This is a genomic window from Bordetella petrii (genome assembly GCF_020991325.1).
GTDB lineage: Bacteria > Pseudomonadota > Gammaproteobacteria > Burkholderiales > Burkholderiaceae_B > Bordetella_A > Bordetella_A petrii_E.
The window spans coordinates 1-16,504 of the sequence record NZ_JAJMLX010000085.1 but is presented as its reverse complement, the minus strand read 5'-3'; the positions used below and the strand labels follow the sequence as shown (position 1 = coordinate 16,504).

Below are 16,504 nucleotides of genomic sequence, written 5' to 3'. Positions count from 1 at the left end.
GCCCGCGTCGATGCCCGGCCCATTGTCGGCCACCGCCACCTCGGCCCGCCCGTGCAGCCGCGCCACCGATACGGTAATGCGCGCGCCGGCCGGTGCGTAATGAATGGCGTTGTGCACCAGATTCGCCAGGGCTTCATACAGTTCGACTTCGCTGCCCAGCACGGGCGCAAGCATGCCGCCGGCCTCGCCCTCGCCAGGCTGGGCCGACGCCCAGCCCAGGTCCTGCTGCTTTTCGTGCGACAGCGGCAGATACTGCAGCACCACGTCGCGCGCCACGGCGTTGAGATCCACCTGCTGGCGCGGCGTGGGTTCGGCCTGATTGGCATGCGCCAGCGACAGCAGCTGTTCGGTAAGGCGCCGCGTGCGGCCCAGTTGGTCCACGATGGCGCGCAAGCCCTCCTGGGCCCGCTTGGGGTCGGGCTCGCGCAGGGCGTACTGGGCCTGGGTCAGCATGATGGCCAGAGGCGTGCGCAACTGGTGCGAGGCGTCGGCCAGGAACTGCGACTGCTCGTCCAGCATGCGGCGATGACGCTCGACGTGGTAGTTCACGGCCTCGACCAGGGGGATGACCTCGCTGGGGATGCGGGTGGTGTCGAGCGGGGTCAGGTCGTCGGGCCGGCGGGCGCGGATATCGTTGCGCAGCCGCGCCAGGGGCCGCAGCGACCACGCCACCCCCCACCAGACCAGGATGGCAACCAGCGACAGCATCCGCGCGTCGCGCAGCAGTTCCTGGCGGCGGGCCGCCGTTTCGGCCTGCAGGCGCCGGCCTATGCTTTCGGCCACCAGCACCAGCACCTGGCGGTGTTGCCCTCGGTAGTGCAGGTCGCGCAGCACGGCCACCACGCGGACCGGGTCATTGCGATAGACACTATTGAAGAACATGGCCTCGCCGCGCGCAGACGGCCATTCCGGCGGGCGGGGCAGTTCGGGCATGCCGGCCAGGGTGCGCCCGGGCGGCGGCACGAACGGCGCGCCCTCGGCCACCGGCGGGATGACTTCCTCGATACGGAAATATTTGCGCAGGCCCGCCTTGGATTCGAGAATGACCTGGGCATAGACCGGCGTGGCCACGACGAGTTCGCCGGCGTCGTTGAATTCGATGCTGCTTTCCAGCACGCGGGCCGGTTCCAGCAGCGCGCTGTCGTAGGCTTCGTTGGTAATGGCGGCCAGCGTGCGGTAGTCGTTCCAGCTGTCGATGACCAGCAGCAGGATGACCCCCGGCAGCAGCAGCGTGATCAGCAGCGTGCGAATGCCGACCCGCGGCAAGCGCACGCGGCTAGGTTCCGGCGGGTTCACTGGCGATGCTTTCCAGCATGTAGCCCAGGCCGCGCACGGTGACGATGCGGACATCGCTGCCGGCCAGCTTCTTGCGCAGCCGATGCAGCACGACTTCGATCGCATCCAGGTTGGCTTCGCTGTCGCGGGTGAATACTTTACCGAACAGCTGCGCCTTGTCGACCGGATAGCCGCTGCGGCTGAGCAGGGCCACCAGGGCGGCGTGTTCGCGCGGAGTAAGGAAAAGCAGGTTGCCGTCCAGGGTGAAGGCCCGGCTTTCGCCATCGTAGGACAACGAGCCGCACTGCAGGCGGGGATACTGCCGGCCGCGATTGCGGCGTACCAGGGCCGCGACGCGCGCCTCGAGTTCTTCCAGGGCGAAGGGCTTGGTAAGGAAGTCGTCGGCGCCCAGATTCAGGCCGCGCACCCGGTCCTGCAGCGCGCCCTGCGCCGTCAGCACCAGCACCGGCGTGCTGTCTTCGCGGTTGCGCATGTCGCGCAACAGCACCAGGCCATGCTTGTCGGGCAGGCGCAGGTCCATGACGATGGCGTCGTACTCGTTGGCGGCCATGAGGGCCTCGGCGCTGCGCGCGTCGGGGGCGTGGTCGGGGGTGAAGCCGCTTTGCGCAAGCGCCCTCACCAGCCACGATGCCATTTCGAGTTCGTCTTCAACCAGCAATATGCGCATGGCCGTCGGGTTCGGCGGGCAGGCCATCGGCGGCCCGCGCCTGGCCATGGATACGCTGGCGCAGGTAGCGGGTTTCGTGCTGGCGCCGGAAGAGAATGGTCGACAGTTCGTTCAGCGCCATGGTGTAGACCTCGCGCTTGAACTCGATGACCGCGTCCAGCGGCACCCAATACTGGCTCCAGCGCCAGGCGTCGAATTCCGGATGCTGCGTGGCCCGCAGGCACACGTCGCAGTCGCGGCCGACCAGGCGCAACAGGAACCAGATCTGTTTTTGACCTTTATAGTGGCCGCGCCATTCGCGCCGGACGAAATGATCCGGTACGTTATAACGCAGCCAATCGCGTGTACGCCCCAAAATACGGACATGTTCGGGCTTCAGGCCCACTTCTTCGTGGAGTTCGCGATACATGGCCTGCACCGGGCTTTCGCCGTACTTGATGCCGCCCTGCGGGAACTGCCACGCGTGTTCCCTGATACGCTTGCCCCAAAAGACCTCGTTCTTGGTGTTGACGAGAATAATGCCGACATTGGGACGGTAGCCTTCACGATCAAGCATGGGCCACCCCCACCGAATTCAATACAATTACGGTCGATTATACGTATCTGTAGCCACCTTTAAACATGCGCGCATCCACCTACCACCTGAACACCCTGAAAGAGGCCCCCGCCGAGGCCGAAGTTGCCAGCCACCGCCTGATGACCCGGGCCGGCATGATCCGCAAGCTGGCGGGCGGCATTTACACCTACATGCCCATGGGGCTGAAGGTGATCCGCAAGATCGAGGCGATCGTTCGCGACGAGATGAACGCGGCCGGCGCCATCGAGCTGCTGATGCCCGTAGTGCAGCCGGCCGAACTGTGGCAGGAATCGGGCCGCTGGGTGCAATACGGCGCCGAACTGCTGCGCATCAAAGACCGCCACCAGCGCGATTTCGTGCTGCAGCCCACCTCGGAAGAAGTCATTACGGACATCGCCCGCAATGAAATCCACAGCTACCGGCAGCTGCCGCTGAATTTCTACCATATCCAGACGAAATTCCGCGACGAGCGACGCCCCCGCTTCGGCCTGATGCGCGGACGCGAATTCACCATGAAAGACGCTTACTCGTTCGACCGCGACGAGGCCGGCGCCCAGGCAAGCTACGACCGCATGTACGAAGCCTATCTGCGCATTTTCGGGCGGCTGGGCCTGGAATTCCGCGCGGTGGCCGCGGACACGGGCTCGATCGGCGGTTCACGCAGCCACGAGTTCCAGGTGATCGCCGACACCGGCGAAGACCTGCTGGTGTACAGCCCCGAATCCCAGTACGCCGCCAATATGGAACTGGCCGAGGCGCCCGGCCTGCTGGCCGAACGCGCGCCGGCTGCCCAGGCCCTGGAAGCGGTGCCCACCCCGGGCGCCGCCAAGTGCGAAGACGTGGCCAAGCTGCTGGGCCTGCCCCTGGACCGCACCCTGAAATCCATCGTGCTGGCCACCGAGCCTGAACCCGGCAAGGTCCAGGTATGGCTGTTGCTGCTGCGCGGCGACCACGAACTCAACGAGGTCAAGGCCGGCAAGCTGCCCGGGCTGGCCGGGTTCCGTTTTGCCACCGAAGACGAGATCGTGGCGCATTTCGGCTGCAAGCCCGGCTACCTGGGCCCCATCGGCACCGCCCTGCCCGTACGCGTGGTGGCCGACCGCACGGTGGCCAACATGGCCGATTTCGTCTGCGGCGCCAACCGCGAAGATTTCCACTACCAGGGTGCCAACTGGGGCCGCGACCTGCCCGAACCCGAACTGGTGGCCGATTTGCGCAACGTGGTCGAAGGCGACCCGTCGCCCGACGGCAAGGGCCGCCTGGCCATCCAGCGCGGCATCGAGGTCGGCCACGTGTTTTTCCTGGGCACCAAGTATTCCGACGCCCTGAAAGCCACCTTCCTGGACGAAAACGGCAAGCCGGCCACCCTGCAGATGGGCTGCTACGGCATCGGCATCAGCCGGATCGCGGCGGCCGCCATCGAGCAGAACAATGACGCGCGGGGCATTGTGTGGCCCCGCGCCATCGCGCCCTTCGAGGTGGTTATTTGCCCGGTCGGCTGGGGTAAAAATGAAACGGTACGTAACGAAGCCGTAAAATTGTATGACCAACTGCGCGCTCGCGGCGTGGATGTCATTCTGGACGACCGTGACGCCCGGCCGGGCGTGATGTTCGCCGAATGGGAACTGATCGGGGTGCCCGTGCGCGTAACAGTTGGAGAACGCGGCCTTAACGACGGTGTGGTGGAATTGCAGGCCCGCCGCGAAAGCGAGGCCGCGAAGATCCCCACCGAGTCAGCCCTGGAACAGGTGCTGGCGAAACTGGAAACGCTGTAGACTGCCCGGCCCTGCTGCCCGGCGACCGAGAGGCTGCCATACCCACTGTGATCGAACCGAAGTCTGCCGAATCCGTCCTGAACATCCGTGTCTACTATGAAGACACGGATGCGGGCGGAGTAGTGTTCTATGCCAACTACCTGAAATTCCTGGAACGCGCCCGTACCGAGTGGCTGCGCGGGCTGGGAGTACAGCAATCGGCGCTGGCCGCAGGCGAAGGGCGGATCTTCGTCGTCCATTCTCTGGACATGTCCTACCGCAAGCCGGCAAAGCTTGACGATTTCATTACGATACGCAGCCGTATCACCCGAGTGGGCCGCGCTTCGATACACTTCGCCCAACGTGCCGAACGCGACGGGGAACTGCTCGCGCACGGCAATATCCAAGTCTGCTGTGTCGACGCCATGAATTTTCGGCCGGCGGCACTGCCGGCCGTTGTTCGCACCAAACTGGAATCCCTTCAGGAATAACCCATGCAAGTCACCAACGACATGTCGTTGCTTTCGCTGGTTACCCACGCCAGCGTCCCCGTCCAGCTCATCATGCTGCTGCTGCTGGGCATTTCCATCCTGTCCTGGACCTACATTTTCGCCAAGCGGCTTGCCATCAAGCGCGCCCATGCGCAGACGCGCCGCTTCGAAGACGATTTCTGGTCGGGCGGCGACCTGTCCATGCTGCAACAGGCCGTGGCCAGCCGCCGCGACGAACAGGGTGCGCTGGCGCGCATCTTCGATGCCGGCATGACCGAGTTCCTGAAGGCGCGCCGCACGCATCCCAACGGCGACGCCAACACCATGCTGGACGGCCCGCGCCGCGCGATGCGCGCCGCCTACCAGCGTGAAATGGATTCGCTCGAATCGCACCTGAACTTCCTGGCATCGGCCGGCTCGGTCAGCCCGTACATCGGCCTGCTGGGCACGGTCTGGGGCATCATGCACGCCTTCATCGGCCTGTCCAACATGCAGCAGGCCACGCTGGCATCGGTGGCCCCCGGTATCGCCGAGGCCCTGATCGCCACGGCCATCGGCCTGTTCGCGGCGATTCCCGCGGTGGTGGCCTACAACCGCTACACCCACGACATCGACCGCCTGTCGATCCGGTTCGACAGCTTCGTCGATGAGTTCCTGAACATTCTGCAACGCCAGGTGCGCTGATGCCGTCGCTACGGTCGAACGGCCGCGCGGGCCGCCGCATGAAAGCCGACATCAACGTCGTGCCGTACATCGACGTGATGCTGGTGCTGCTGGTGATCTTCATGGTTACCGCCCCCTTGATCACTCCCGGGCTGATCAACCTGCCGTCGGTGGGCCAGGCCTCGGAAGTGCCCGCCACGCCGCTGGAGGTGCAGGTATCCGAAGATGGCCAGGTGGCGCTGCGCATGCGCGAGGCCGGCGCCACGCCGCAGGATATCCCCCGCGACCAGTTGGTCGACCAAGTCCGGCAGCGCATCACGGCGGAAACGCCGGTGGTGATTGCCGCCGACGGCAAGGTGCCCTACGAAACCGTGGTGAAGATCATGGATGACCTGCGCAGCAACGGCGTTACCCGCCTGGGCCTGCTGGTCGACCAGGGCGCGGCCGCGCAGGAACAAGAAAAGCGTTGACGCGCCCCCGCGTACCGCTTCCGCACTGCCTATGACCCCGCCCATTATTCGACACGACAGCACCGCGCCGATCACCCCCGCCGCGCAAGACAACCGCAAGGCCCTGGGCCTGGCCATCCTGGTACACGTGCTGCTGGTGATCGTGCTGATTTTCGGCGTGAACTGGCGCTCGGAAAACCCCGGCCCCGTCCAGGTGGAACTGTGGGCCGAAGGTGACTCGCCCGACGCCCCGCCGCCGCAAGAACAGCCGGACGAGCCGCAACCCCAGCCTGAACCGCCCCAACCCCAACCCCAGCCCGAACCCGAACCCGAGCCGCAACCGGCGCCCCAACCCGAACCCGAACCACAGCCCGAGCCCCCCCCTGCCCCGCCTCCGGTGGAAGAACCGCAGCCTCCGCAGCCCGACCCCGAAATCGCGCTGGAAGAGGAACGCAAGAAGCGCGAGCAGGAAGAGAAGGCACGCCAGGAAGCCGAGGCCGCCAAGGAAAAGGCCCGCCTGGAAGAAGAGCGCAAGCAGGCCGAACTGAAAGAAAAGCAGCGCCTGGAACAGGAGCGCAAGGCGGCGGAGAAGGCCGCGGCCGAGAAAGCGGCGGCCGAGAAAGCTGCCGCCGAAAAAGCCGCTGCCGAGAAGGCGGCCGCCGAGAAGAAGGCGGCGGCTGAGAAAGCCGCGGCCGAGAAGGCAGCCGCGGAGAAAAAGGCGGCCGCCGAGAAAGCGGCCGCGGAAAAGGCTGCGGCCGAGAAGAAAGCCGCTGCCGAGAAAAAAGCCAAGGAAGAAGCCGCCAAGAAGGCCGCCGCGGAAAAAGCCGCGGCAGCCAAGAAAGCGGCCGCGGACAAGGCCCTGCGCGAAGCGTTCCGCAACGACGCCATGGGCGCGGCCGGCATCCCCGGCGGCACTGCCGACCGCAACCAGCAAGGCGGCGGCCGGGACGATGGCTACGGCGCGAAGGTTCGTGCCTGCGTTCGACCGGGCGTGGCCTATCCCACCCCGCCGCGCAGCGGCTCGTCCAACCCCACCGCGCAATACCGGGTACAGTTGAGTTCAGACGGCAAGGTCACGGGCGTGAGCCTGACCAGTTCGTCGGGCAACACGGGTTTCGACCGCGCGGTGGAAACCGGTATCCGGCGCTGCAATCCGTTCCCCAAACCCTCGACGGGCGGCTATGCGTCCGTTATCGACGTTGTGTACAGAATGTATGACTGACAGGAGATTGCCGACCATGACTCCCGCCTCCAGCCGCCCGTTTTCACCCGGGCTTGCGCGTGCTTATGTCACGCTGTTCGCCATGCTGACGGCAATCGCCCTGCTCGTCTGGCAGCCGGCCCATGCGCAATTGCGCGTGGATATTTCCGGCACCGGTGCCACCCAGTACCCGGTGGCCATTGCCGACTTCGCCGTCGATGACGTCCATGGCCGCGCCCTGGCCGAAGTCATCCGCGCCGACCTGACCCGTACCGGGCAGTTCCGCCTGATCAATGCGGCGGGCGCCGGACTGAACGTCGATTCGCCGGTCGCCTACGACGACTGGCGCACCAAGGGCGCCGATTTCCTGGCCTATGGCAGCATCACGCGCGGTCCCGACGGCCGCTTCGACGTGCGCTACCGCCTGGCCGATACGGTCAAGAAAGGCCAGTTGGACGGCGTGGCGTTCTCGGGCACCGAACAGGAATTGCGCCGTGTCGCGCACCAGATCGCCGACCGCATCTATGAAAAGATCACCGGTGTGCGTGGTGTGTTCTCGACCCGCATCGCTTATGTGCTCAAGCGCGGCAATACCTACGAACTGCAAGTGGCCGATGCCGACGGCCAGAACCCGCAGGTTGCCCTGCGCTCGCGTGAACCGATCATTTCGCCGGCATGGTCGCCCGATGGCAGCAAACTGGCGTATGTAAGCTTCGAATCCGGCAAACCTGTTGTGTATGTGCACACGTTGTCTTCGAGCAACCGAATCCCGGTGGCTAATTTCAAAGGCAACAACAGCGCCCCGGCGTGGTCGCCCGATGGCAGCAAACTGGCCGTGGCACTGACGCGCGATGGTTTGTCGCAAATTTACATCGTCAGCGCCGACGGAAGCTCGAATATGCGCCGTTTGACGCGTTCCCCCGGCATCGACACCGAACCCATCTTTACGCCCGATGGCCGTTCTATTATCTTTACCAGTGATCGCAGCGGTGGACCGCAAATCTATCAAACCAGCCTCGACGGAGGCGATGCCCGTCGGCTCACTTTTAACGGTAGTTACAACATCTCACCCCGAATTTCCCCCGACGGTTCCACGCTGCTGTACGTTTCAAGACGCGACGGCGCGTTTCGCATCGCCTCACTCCAACTTGCCACGGGCACTGAAACTCTGCTGACCGATGGTCGCGACGATCAAGCACCGAGTTTTGCGCCCAATGGCATGCAGATCCTTTATGCGGCGGTCCAGAATGGCCGCAGCGTATTGGCAGGCGTGTCCAGCGATGGTCGCGTGCGGCAGACGCTCTCGGTACTGAATGGGGAAGTACGTGAACCGACTTGGGGCCCTTTTACCCGTTAACACACGTATGACCCTTCTTTGCAAAGGAACAATCATGAAAATGCGCATTGCCAAAAGCCTCACCATCGCCGCCCTGGCAGCCGCTCTGGCGGCTTGCAGCTCGGTTCCGCTGGACGAACAGTCTGGCCAGACCGGCTCCACCGGCACCGGCCAAGGCACCGCCTCGGGCCAGATCATGGATCCGTTCAACCCGCAGAGCGTCCTGGCCCAGCAGCGTTCGGTGTACTTCGACTTCGACAGCTACACGGTGCCCGAGCAGTACCGCAGCCTGGTTGAAACGCACGCCCGCTACCTGTCTTCGAACCAGCAGCAGCGCGTGCAGATCCAAGGCAACACCGACGAGCGCGGCGGCGCCGAATACAACCTGGCCCTGGGCCAGCGCCGTGCCGACGCCGTGCGCCGCATGATGACCCTGCTGGGCGTCAGCGACGCGCAAATCGAGACCATCAGCTTCGGCAAGGAAAAGCCCCGCGCCACGGGCACTTCCGAAGCCGATTTCGCGGAGAACCGCCGCGCCGATATCGAGTATCAGCGCTAAGCATTTCCGCGCACTAGCCCTGCCGCGCGTCGGAACGGTCAAGCGGCCGTTCCGACGTTTTTGTTTTTAGACTTTGGAAAGATCCCATGCGCGCACAAGTCCTGCCCCTGCGTACCCTGGTCGTTACGGCTGCCCTGGCCGCGGCCGCGATCGCCGCCCCCGCCCATGCTTTCTCGGATGACGAAGCCCGCCGGGCCATCCTGGACTTGCGTAAACAAGTTCAGCAGCAGCACGAGCAGAACCAGCGCGCCCGGCTGCAGTTAGCCGACCAGATGCAGGCCATGCAGCAGGAAATTGCGCAATTGCGTGAACAACTGGAACTGGTGTCGCGCCAGCAGCCGGGCACGCAGCCGGGCCAGGGCGGCGCCAACAACCCCCCGGGCGCCACGGCCAGCGACCCGCGCGAACAGGCTGCTTACGACGGTGCCATCGACCAGTTCCGCAAGGGGCAATACAAAGAAGCCGGCGAATCGCTGGCCGCCTTCATTGCGCTGTATCCCGACAGCCAACTGGCACCCACGGCCAAGTTCTACCTGGGCAGCAGCCGCTACGCGGTGCGGGACTACAAGGGCGCCATCGACGAACTGAACCAGTTGGTGCAGCAGTCGCCCGACAGCCCGCGCGCGCCCGACGCGCTGCTGGTCATTGCCGGCAGCCAGATCGAAATGAACAACCGCGCCGGCGCCAAGGCGTCGCTGCAGCGCATTGTGAAAGACTACCCCAACACGCAGGCCGCGGCCACGGCGCAGAACCGCCTGCAACTGCTGCAGTAAGAAGCCGCTAAGCAGACGCCGCCAGCAGCAGCCCGACCCCGATCACGATCAGGGCGATACCGCCCAGTTCGCGCCGGCTGCTGGCGTGCGAGAACAGGCGGCGCGACAATACCTGGGCAAACAGCACCTCAACCAGGCCCAGGGTGCGGACATTGGCGGCAGCCGTCAGGGCAAAGCCCAGGAACCAGCCTTGCGACGCCGTTGCGCCGAGCAGGCCGCCCCAGATCGACGCCCGCCAGGCGGCCACGCAGGCCTTCAGCAGCGCCCGATTGAACAGCAGCATCCAGGCCACCAGCAGCAGCGTCTGCACCCCCAGCGACCACGCCAGCGTCCAGGTGGCCTTGAGCACGAAGCCGCCGCTATCCAGCGCCAGGATGGCGCCGCGAAAACCGATGGCCGACAGTGCAAAAAAAGCGCCCGAGACCAGGCCCAGCAACGCGGGCCGCAGACTGCCGCGCCCCGTGGCCGCGCCAGCGTTGCCCGACATCAGCACTACGCCCAGCGTCGCCAGCAGCACCGCCGCAATGCCCAATGGCGACAGGGGGTCGCCCAGCACGGCAAAGCCGAACAACGCGACCTGCACCGGTTCGGTCTTGGTCCAGGCAGTAACCACCACGAAGGAACGTTCGCGCATGGCCGCCAGCATCAGCGCCGTGGCGGTGATCTGCGCCACCGCCCCACCCAGCACGAACAGCAGGAACTCAGCGCCCGCGCCGGGCGCCGGCCCGCCATCCGCCGCCCACACCAGGGCCAGGAACAGCAAAGCGAAGGGGAAACCGAACAGAAAGCGCACCTGGGTAGCCCCCAAGGTGCCCAGCGTAGCAGTCAGGCTGCGCTGCACGGCGTTGCGGCCCGCCTGCGCGGCGGCGGCGGCCAGCGTCGCGGGTATCCAGACCCAGGTCCAGTCCATGGCGGCGGTTTCCCTGGTCAGGCGCGCAGGGCGACATCGGCCACCGCGGCGCCTGTCATGTCGGCCAGTTGGCGCGGGCTTAGCTGGAACACCGCATGGGGGTGGCCGGCGGCCGCCCATAATGTGTCGTACTGGAACAGGTCTTGGTCGAGCAGCATGGCAGGCTTGACGGCATGGCCGATGGGGCACACGCCGCCAATGGCATAACCTGTCATGTCGCGCACGTAGCGGGCGTCGGCCTTGGCCAGTTCTCCTACCAGGGCGGCCACTTTGGCTTCGTCGACCCGATTGGCGCCGCTGGCGATGACCAGCACCGGCACATCGTCGACCCGGCGCCGGAAAATGATGGACTTGGCGATTTGGGCGACCTGGCAGCCCAGGCCCTGCGCGGCCTCGGCCGAGGTTTTGCCGGTTTGCGGCAACATGACGATGGCGTGTTCATGGCCCAGGCCTTGCAGCAGGCGGGCTACGCGCTGCGCCGACTCGGGCAGGAAGGATACGGATTCGGCAGACATGCGGGAAGGTTCCATGGAATCGGCCGCCGCCAGGCAGCGCGGCGGGACATGGACGTCGAGTTTAGCAGCGTGCCGCGCCCCGGGGCGCTAGAATCACGCGCTGGAACCCTTGCCTGCTCTCCATGCGCTCAGACCCCCAGCTACCCCTGCAGACCGCCCACATCAATGGCTACGCCACGACCTACACCGAGTACGGCGCAGGTACGCCGCTGGTCTTGGTGCACGGGTCGCTGTGCGACTGCCGCTACTGGAAATACCAGATGGCGCCGCTGGGCCGGTCGTTCCGCGTGCTGGCGCCCAGCTTGCGCCATTACTGGCCACAGCAGTGGGACGGAGCAGATTTTTCCATAGACCAGCATGTCGATGACGTACTGGCCTTTATCGATACCCTGGGCGAAGGCGCGGCCCACGTGGTGGGCCATTCACGCGGGGCCCGCGTGGCGCTCGAGGCTGCCTTGCGCGCGCCGCAACGGGTGCGGTCCCTGACGCTGGCAGATCCCGGCCTGCCCCTGCCCGGCCAGGCCACTGATCGGCGCGACGGCTTCCGGCAACGCGCGCTGGCAATGATCGAATCCGGCAATGTGGATGGCGGGCTGGCCATGTTCGTGGACACCGTGTCGGGCGCCGACACCTGGCGCCGCATGGTGCCGTGGTTCAAGGACATGGTGCGCGACAATGCGTCCACGCTGGGCGGGCAGGCGGCCGAATCACTGCCGCCGCTGGCGCGTGAACAGGTCGAGCGGCTGGGCCTGCCCACGCTGCTGATCGGCGGCGCGCTGAGCCCGGCGCCCTACCCCGCCGTGCTGGACATGCTGGCCGAGTGGCTGCCATCCGCCAGCAGGGAAGTGATCGCGGGCTCTTCGCACGGCATGAACCTGGGCAATCCACGCGCCTTCAACGCGGCCATCGAGAGCTTTCTGGCCTGACACCAGGCCCCTGGTGTGCTGTCCCATAGATACACCGCCACGAAACAATGGGGCAGCCACTAGTGCCCGCCGCCCCGGTGCGAGCTGGCGCGCCGGGCCATCATGTTCAGCCCCTCGACCAGCGCCGAGAAGGCCATGGCCGCGTAGATGTAGCCCTTGGGCACATGCGCCCCGAAGCCTTCGGCAATGAGCGTCATGCCTATCATCAGCAGGAAGCCCAGCGCCAGCATCACCACGGTGGGGTTGCGCTTGATGAAATTGGCCAGCGGGTCGGCGGCCAGCAGCATGACCGTGACGGCGACGATGACCGCGATGAACATGACGGGGATGTGGTCGGTCATGCCCACCGCGGTAATGATGCTGTCGATGGAAAACACCAGGTCCAGCATCAGGATCTGCGCCACCGCCGAACCGAAGGTCAGGGTTGCCTTCTTGCCGTCGAACATGTCGCCGTCGGGGGTCGGGTCGACGTGGTGATGGATTTCCTTGGTGGCTTTCCATACCAGGAACAGGCCGCCGGCGATCAGGATGAGATCGCGCCAGGAAAACGCCTGGCCGAACACCGTGAACAAGGGCTGCGTCAGTTGCACGATGAACGCCACCGTCCCCAGCAGCGCCAGCCGCAGGATCAGCGCCAGCCCGATGCCGATGCGCCGCCCGCGCGACTGCTGGTGTTCGGGCAGTTTGTTGGTGATGATGGAAATGAAAATGAGGTTGTCGATGCCCAGCACGACTTCCATGACGATCAGGGTGGCCAGCGCCGCCCAGACGGCGGGTTGTTCGGCAAGCGAGAGCATGTAGTCCATGGGGCCTCCGGCAATGGTCTAGCGATCATAACGGCAGACCATGGCAATGGCTATCGCGGACGTTGCGCCCGCGATAGCCCGCAAGGCAGGTGCCTAGCGGCCGTGGGCCGCGATGACCTGCTCGGCCACCTGGGCGGGCGCCTCGGCGTAGTGCTTGAATTCCATGGTGTATGTGGCGCGCCCCTGGGTCAGCGAGCGCAGCGAGGTAGAATAGCCGAACATCTCGGCCAATGGCACTTCGGCGCGCACCAGCTTGCCGCCCCCGCCCGCGATATCGTCCATGCCCTGCACCATGCCGCGCCGCGACGACAAATCGCCCATGACGTGGCCGGTGAAGTCTTCGGGGGTTTCCACTTCGACGTGCATCATGGGTTCCAGCAACACGGGCCGGGCCCGCCGCATGCCTTCCTTGAAAGCCATGGAGCCGGCGGTGCGGAAGGCGTTCTCGTTGGAATCCACGTCGTGGTATGAACCGAAAACCAGGGTGACTTTCACGTCGACAACCGGATAGCCCGCCAGCACGCCGGCATTGAGGCTTTCGCGCACACCGCGCTCAACCGCCGGAATAAATTCGCGCGGCACCACTCCGCCCTTGATGGCATCCACGAACGCGAAGCCCGCGCCGGGCTCCTGCGGTTCCAGCTTGAGCACCACGTGGCCGTATTGCCCGCGCCCGCCCGACTGCTTGACGAATTTGCCTTCCACTTCGTCGCAGGTCTTGCGGATAGTTTCCCGGTAGGCCACTTGCGGCTTGCCCACCGTGGCTTCCACCCCGAACTCACGCTTCATGCGGTCGACCAGGATTTCCAGGTGCAGTTCGCCCATGCCCGAAATAATGGTCTGGCCCGATTCTTCATCGGTGCGGACGCGGAAAGAGGGATCTTCCTGCGCCAGCCGGTTGAGGGCCAGGCCCATTTTTTCCTGGTCGGCCTTGGTCTTGGGCTCGACGGCCTGGGAAATGACCGGCTCGGGGAACGTCATGCGTTCCAGGATGATGACGTGCGCCGGGTCGGTCAGCGTATCGCCGGTGGTAACCTCTTTGATACCCACGGCCGCGGCGATGTCGCCCGCATAAACTTCGCTGATCTCGCGCCGCTCGTTGGCGTGCATTTGCAGCAGGCGCCCCAGCCGTTCTTTCTTGCCCTTGAGCGGGTTAAGCACCGAGTCGCCCGATTTCACCACCCCCGAATACACGCGGAAGAATACCAACTGGCCCACGAAGGGGTCGGTCATGATCTTGAACGCCAGCGCCGAGAACGGCTCGTTGTCGGCGGGATGCCGCTCGATGTCGCGGTCTTGCTGGTCGTGGCCCTTGATGGCGGGCACATCCACGGGAGAAGGCAGGTAGTCGATAACCGCGTCCAGCATGGCCTGCACACCCTTGTTCTTGAAGGCGCTGCCGCACATCATGGGCACGATCTCGTTGGCGATGGTGCGCTTGCGCAAACCACGCTTGATGTCGTCTTCGGACAGGGGCTCGCCCGACAGGTATTTTTCCAGCAAGGCTTCATCGGCCTCGGCGGCCTTCTCGACCATATGGTCGTGCCATTGCCGGGCCGAGGCGGCCAGGTCGCCGGGGATATCGCGGTACTCGAAACGCACGCCCTGGCTGTCGTCGTCCCAGATGATGGCCTTCATCTTGACCAGGTCGACCACGCCCTGGAAATGGTCTTCGGCGCCCACCGGAATCTGGATGGGCACCGCGTCGCCCTTCAGGCGTTCACCTATTTGCTTCTGCACGCGGAAGAAATCCGCGCCGATGCGATCCATTTTGTTCACGAAGGCAATGCGCGGCACGCCGTACTTGTTGGCCTGCCGCCATACGGTTTCCGACTGAGGCTGTACGCCGCCGACGGAGTCGTACACCATGCACGCGCCGTCCAGCACCCGCATCGAGCGCTCTACCTCGATGGTGAAATCGACGTGGCCCGGAGTGTCGATGATGTTGATGCGATGCTCGGGATAATTGCCCGCCATGCCGCTCCAGAAAGCGGTAGTGGCGGCCGACGTGATGGTGATGCCGCGTTCCTGTTCCTGGGCCATCCAGTCCATCACGGCCGCGCCATCATGGACCTCGCCCAGCTTGTGGGTGATGCCCGTGTAGAACAGGATGCGCTCGGTCGTGGTGGTTTTGCCCGCGTCGATATGGGCGGAAATGCCGATATTGCGGTATTGCTCGATGCGCGTCTTGCGAGTCATGGCGGCCCCTGGTCAGGTGAATCCGGCGTGGCAACCGGCCCATGGGCCGTGCCAGGGGAAATATTATGCGCGCAGGCTGGCGCAAAGCCAGGGGATAGCCCTGTCTGCGCCACAGGTATAGGGGAAAGAAAAAGGCCCGGCATGGCCGGGCCTGGTGGGGTTATTTCTTTTCTTTGTCTTCTTTGACGCGGTAGACCAGCACCGCCACGTGCGCCAGCGACAGCACCTTGGCGGTGACGCTGCCCAGCAGCAGGCGCGACAGGCCGCTGCGGCCGTGGCTGCCGATGAAGATGAGGTCGCAGCCGTTTTCGGCGGCGGCCTGCACAATGCCGTCCGCCACGTTGAAATTGGATACGGCGCGCGTTTGCACCTTGACGCCGGCGGTGTCGGCGCGGTCGAGGATTTGCTTCAGGTAGTTTTCGGCCTGCTCGGCCGAGGCTTTTTCGTAGTCTTCGTCGGTGATGGCATAGGCTGCCGCCATGCCGTCGAAGCCGATGGTAGCGGCAAAAGGCTGGGTAACGTGCAGGGCCACGACTTCGGCACCGACCGAACGCGCAAAGCAGATGCCGGCGTTGGCAGCCTGCGCCGACAGCGGCGAACCGTCGGTGGGAATCAGGATTTTCTTGAACATATTGCCTGCTCCAGTGTGCTGGTGAGAGAACCCATGCTACTGGAAAACCGCGATGATACGCATTGCGGTCTTCCCGCAGCCTTGAGAGCCATCAAGACATCTGCTGCGATGCCACGAAAAGATTAGTGCATCGCGTGCCAGTACGGCAATACGCCAGTACGGGCCCGGGCATGGTGCGCAACAATTCGGCAAAGCGAGCAACATCGGCGGCCGTCATGGCGCTGCCGATGACGGGCTGGTATTCGATCTGCAAGCCGGCCTCGCGCGCCGCGGCCGCGACGTCGGCAGCGGTGGGTTGATCGGGGCCGCCTTCGAAATCAGGCCGGTTGATGATGACGCTTTTGTAGCCGGCCGCGGCCACGCCGGCCATGTCGCCAGGCGACAGTTGCGGCGCCACGGCGAAGTTGTCGGTCAGGGGTTTGATGGATACCTCGGACATGCTGATTCCTTGGATGATGTAGCCGGAAAAGAAGAACAGTATAGGACTTCCCCCGGGCTTGCGCCGCAAGGTTCGCGGCGCTTAAACGGCGGGTGTGTCGAGCACACCGGCCAGGGCTGGCCAGATGCCGGGCGTGTCCACCATGGCGACCGAGAACCGCAGCATCGATGAAGGCGCCTGGGTCGGCGAGAACAGGCTGCCGGGCGCCAGCAACAGGCCGCGGTCGGCCGCGGTGCGGGCCAGGCTTTCGGTGTCGCGGCCGCAGTCGGCCCAGACAAACATGCCCGCGTGCGGCTCGTGCGGCACCGCCAG

The 16,504-nt window shown here is 65.1% G+C and carries 18 protein-coding genes and 1 pseudogene; 9 read left to right on the top strand and 10 right to left on the bottom strand.

Translation table 11 applies throughout. The annotated features are described in order from the left end of the window. The 3 genes from LPZ50_RS10935 to LPZ50_RS10925 all read right to left on the bottom strand — a co-directional run. Positions 1-1,296 (bottom strand): sensor histidine kinase (locus LPZ50_RS10935; RefSeq protein WP_230661265.1); only part of this gene is annotated, 1,296 nt, incomplete at its 3' end. Continuing rightward, complete coding sequence (locus LPZ50_RS10930) at positions 1,277-1,963, bottom strand: response regulator (protein ID WP_230661262.1); 687 nt, start codon at positions 1,961-1,963, stop codon at positions 1,277-1,279. The genes LPZ50_RS10935 and LPZ50_RS10930, both read right to left, overlap by 20 nt. Next, entirely contained in the window at positions 1,944-2,519 is a 576-nt protein-coding gene (locus tag LPZ50_RS10925; protein WP_230661261.1) for an RNA pyrophosphohydrolase, read from the bottom strand. The genes LPZ50_RS10930 and LPZ50_RS10925 overlap by 20 nt, the downstream gene beginning before the upstream one ends. A 65-nt stretch (positions 2,520-2,584) precedes the next feature. Here LPZ50_RS10925 and LPZ50_RS10920 point away from each other — a divergent pair, with 65 nt between their 5' ends. The 8 genes from LPZ50_RS10920 to ybgF all read left to right on the top strand — a co-directional run bounded on the left by LPZ50_RS10920 (position 2,585) and on the right by ybgF (position 9,766). After that, positions 2,585-4,315 carry a proline--tRNA ligase gene (locus LPZ50_RS10920; protein ID WP_230661259.1) on the top strand — a complete coding sequence of 577 codons (1,731 nt, stop codon included), beginning with the start codon at positions 2,585-2,587 and terminating at the stop codon, positions 4,313-4,315. Positions 4,316-4,362: 47 nt separating this feature from the next. Next, positions 4,363-4,785 carry a tol-pal system-associated acyl-CoA thioesterase gene (gene ybgC, locus LPZ50_RS10915; RefSeq protein ID WP_230661256.1) on the top strand — a complete coding sequence of 141 codons (423 nt, stop codon included), beginning with the start codon at positions 4,363-4,365 and terminating at the stop codon, positions 4,783-4,785. A 3-nt stretch (positions 4,786-4,788) separates the two neighbouring features. Continuing rightward, the gene (gene tolQ / locus LPZ50_RS10910) at positions 4,789-5,469 is read left to right on the top strand and encodes a protein TolQ (RefSeq protein ID WP_230661253.1); all 681 of its coding nucleotides are present in this window, start codon (positions 4,789-4,791) and stop codon (positions 5,467-5,469) included. After that, a complete protein-coding gene (gene tolR / locus LPZ50_RS10905; RefSeq protein ID WP_230661250.1) occupies positions 5,469-5,918 on the top strand; it encodes a protein TolR in 450 nt (149 codons plus the stop codon). The genes tolQ and tolR overlap by 1 nt, the downstream gene beginning before the upstream one ends. 31 nt (positions 5,919-5,949) lie before the next feature. Continuing rightward, positions 5,950-7,119, top strand: coding sequence for a cell envelope integrity protein TolA (gene tolA / locus LPZ50_RS10900; protein ID WP_230661246.1), 1,170 nt, complete (start codon positions 5,950-5,952; stop codon positions 7,117-7,119). 16 nt (positions 7,120-7,135) lie between these two features. Continuing rightward, on the top strand, positions 7,136-8,455 hold the full coding sequence (tolB, locus tag LPZ50_RS10895; protein WP_419195589.1) for a Tol-Pal system beta propeller repeat protein TolB: 1,320 nt from the start codon (positions 7,136-7,138) through the stop codon (positions 8,453-8,455). A gap of 34 nt (positions 8,456-8,489) precedes the next feature. Continuing rightward, positions 8,490-8,993, top strand: coding sequence for a peptidoglycan-associated lipoprotein Pal (pal, locus tag LPZ50_RS10890; RefSeq protein ID WP_230661244.1), 504 nt, complete (start codon positions 8,490-8,492; stop codon positions 8,991-8,993). Between the two features lie 86 nt (positions 8,994-9,079). Then, positions 9,080-9,766 (top strand): tol-pal system protein YbgF, encoded by a 687-nt coding sequence (gene ybgF, locus LPZ50_RS10885; protein ID WP_230661242.1) that lies wholly within the window; start codon positions 9,080-9,082, stop codon positions 9,764-9,766. Between the two features lie 7 nt (positions 9,767-9,773). Here the strand turns inward: ybgF and LPZ50_RS10880 are convergent, their stop codons facing one another. After that, on the bottom strand, positions 9,774-10,676 hold the full coding sequence (locus tag LPZ50_RS10880; RefSeq protein ID WP_230661239.1) for a DMT family transporter: 903 nt from the start codon (positions 10,674-10,676) through the stop codon (positions 9,774-9,776). Positions 10,677-10,693: 17 nt separating this feature from the next. Continuing rightward, complete coding sequence (locus tag LPZ50_RS10875) at positions 10,694-11,191, bottom strand: YbaK/EbsC family protein (protein ID WP_230661236.1); 498 nt, start codon at positions 11,189-11,191, stop codon at positions 10,694-10,696. Between the two features lie 122 nt (positions 11,192-11,313). Between LPZ50_RS10875 and LPZ50_RS10870 the strand changes: the two genes are divergently transcribed. After that, positions 11,314-12,117: an alpha/beta fold hydrolase gene (locus LPZ50_RS10870; protein ID WP_230661233.1), complete on the top strand. Its 804-nt coding sequence runs from the start codon at positions 11,314-11,316 to the stop codon at positions 12,115-12,117. A 59-nt stretch (positions 12,118-12,176) separates the two neighbouring features. On the opposite strand, the gene LPZ50_RS10865 is transcribed toward LPZ50_RS10870, so the two are convergent. The 5 genes and pseudogenes from LPZ50_RS10865 to LPZ50_RS10845 all read right to left on the bottom strand — a co-directional run. After that, entirely contained in the window at positions 12,177-12,923 is a 747-nt protein-coding gene (locus LPZ50_RS10865; RefSeq protein WP_230661230.1) for a TerC family protein, read from the bottom strand. Positions 12,924-13,016: 93 nt separating this feature from the next. Further along, the gene (fusA, locus tag LPZ50_RS10860) at positions 13,017-15,122 is read right to left on the bottom strand and encodes an elongation factor G (RefSeq protein WP_230661227.1); all 2,106 of its coding nucleotides are present in this window, start codon (positions 15,120-15,122) and stop codon (positions 13,017-13,019) included. Positions 15,123-15,282: 160 nt separating this feature from the next. Continuing rightward, complete coding sequence (locus LPZ50_RS10855) at positions 15,283-15,753, bottom strand: universal stress protein (protein ID WP_230661224.1); 471 nt, start codon at positions 15,751-15,753, stop codon at positions 15,283-15,285. A 91-nt stretch (positions 15,754-15,844) separates the two neighbouring features. Beyond that, entirely contained in the window at positions 15,845-16,192 is a 348-nt protein-coding gene (locus tag LPZ50_RS10850; protein ID WP_230661214.1) for a TIGR01244 family sulfur transferase, read from the bottom strand. 81 nt (positions 16,193-16,273) lie between these two features. Continuing rightward, positions 16,274-16,504, bottom strand: a pseudogene (locus LPZ50_RS10845) (PLP-dependent aminotransferase family protein); the annotation flags it as partial.

Coding starts and splice junctions, on each gene's coding strand:
- LPZ50_RS10930 (WP_230661262.1), bottom strand. CDS start 1,963: ATGCGCATATTGCTGGTTGAAGACGAACTCGAAATGGCATCGTGGCTG.
- LPZ50_RS10925 (WP_230661261.1), bottom strand. CDS start 2,519: ATGCTTGATCGTGAAGGCTACCGTCCCAATGTCGGCATTATTCTCGTC.
- LPZ50_RS10920 (WP_230661259.1), top strand. CDS start 2,585: ATGCGCGCATCCACCTACCACCTGAACACCCTGAAAGAGGCCCCCGCC.
- tolQ (WP_230661253.1), top strand. CDS start 4,789: ATGCAAGTCACCAACGACATGTCGTTGCTTTCGCTGGTTACCCACGCC.
- tolR (WP_230661250.1), top strand. CDS start 5,469: ATGCCGTCGCTACGGTCGAACGGCCGCGCGGGCCGCCGCATGAAAGCC.
- tolA (WP_230661246.1), top strand. CDS start 5,950: ATGACCCCGCCCATTATTCGACACGACAGCACCGCGCCGATCACCCCC.
- tolB (WP_419195589.1), top strand. CDS start 7,136: ATGACTCCCGCCTCCAGCCGCCCGTTTTCACCCGGGCTTGCGCGTGCT.
- pal (WP_230661244.1), top strand. CDS start 8,490: ATGAAAATGCGCATTGCCAAAAGCCTCACCATCGCCGCCCTGGCAGCC.
- ybgF (WP_230661242.1), top strand. CDS start 9,080: ATGCGCGCACAAGTCCTGCCCCTGCGTACCCTGGTCGTTACGGCTGCC.
- LPZ50_RS10880 (WP_230661239.1), bottom strand. CDS start 10,676: ATGGACTGGACCTGGGTCTGGATACCCGCGACGCTGGCCGCCGCCGCC.
- LPZ50_RS10875 (WP_230661236.1), bottom strand. CDS start 11,191: ATGTCTGCCGAATCCGTATCCTTCCTGCCCGAGTCGGCGCAGCGCGTA.
- LPZ50_RS10870 (WP_230661233.1), top strand. CDS start 11,314: ATGCGCTCAGACCCCCAGCTACCCCTGCAGACCGCCCACATCAATGGC.
- LPZ50_RS10865 (WP_230661230.1), bottom strand. CDS start 12,923: ATGGACTACATGCTCTCGCTTGCCGAACAACCCGCCGTCTGGGCGGCG.
- fusA (WP_230661227.1), bottom strand. CDS start 15,122: ATGACTCGCAAGACGCGCATCGAGCAATACCGCAATATCGGCATTTCC.
- LPZ50_RS10855 (WP_230661224.1), bottom strand. CDS start 15,753: ATGTTCAAGAAAATCCTGATTCCCACCGACGGTTCGCCGCTGTCGGCG.
- LPZ50_RS10850 (WP_230661214.1), bottom strand. CDS start 16,192: ATGTCCGAGGTATCCATCAAACCCCTGACCGACAACTTCGCCGTGGCG.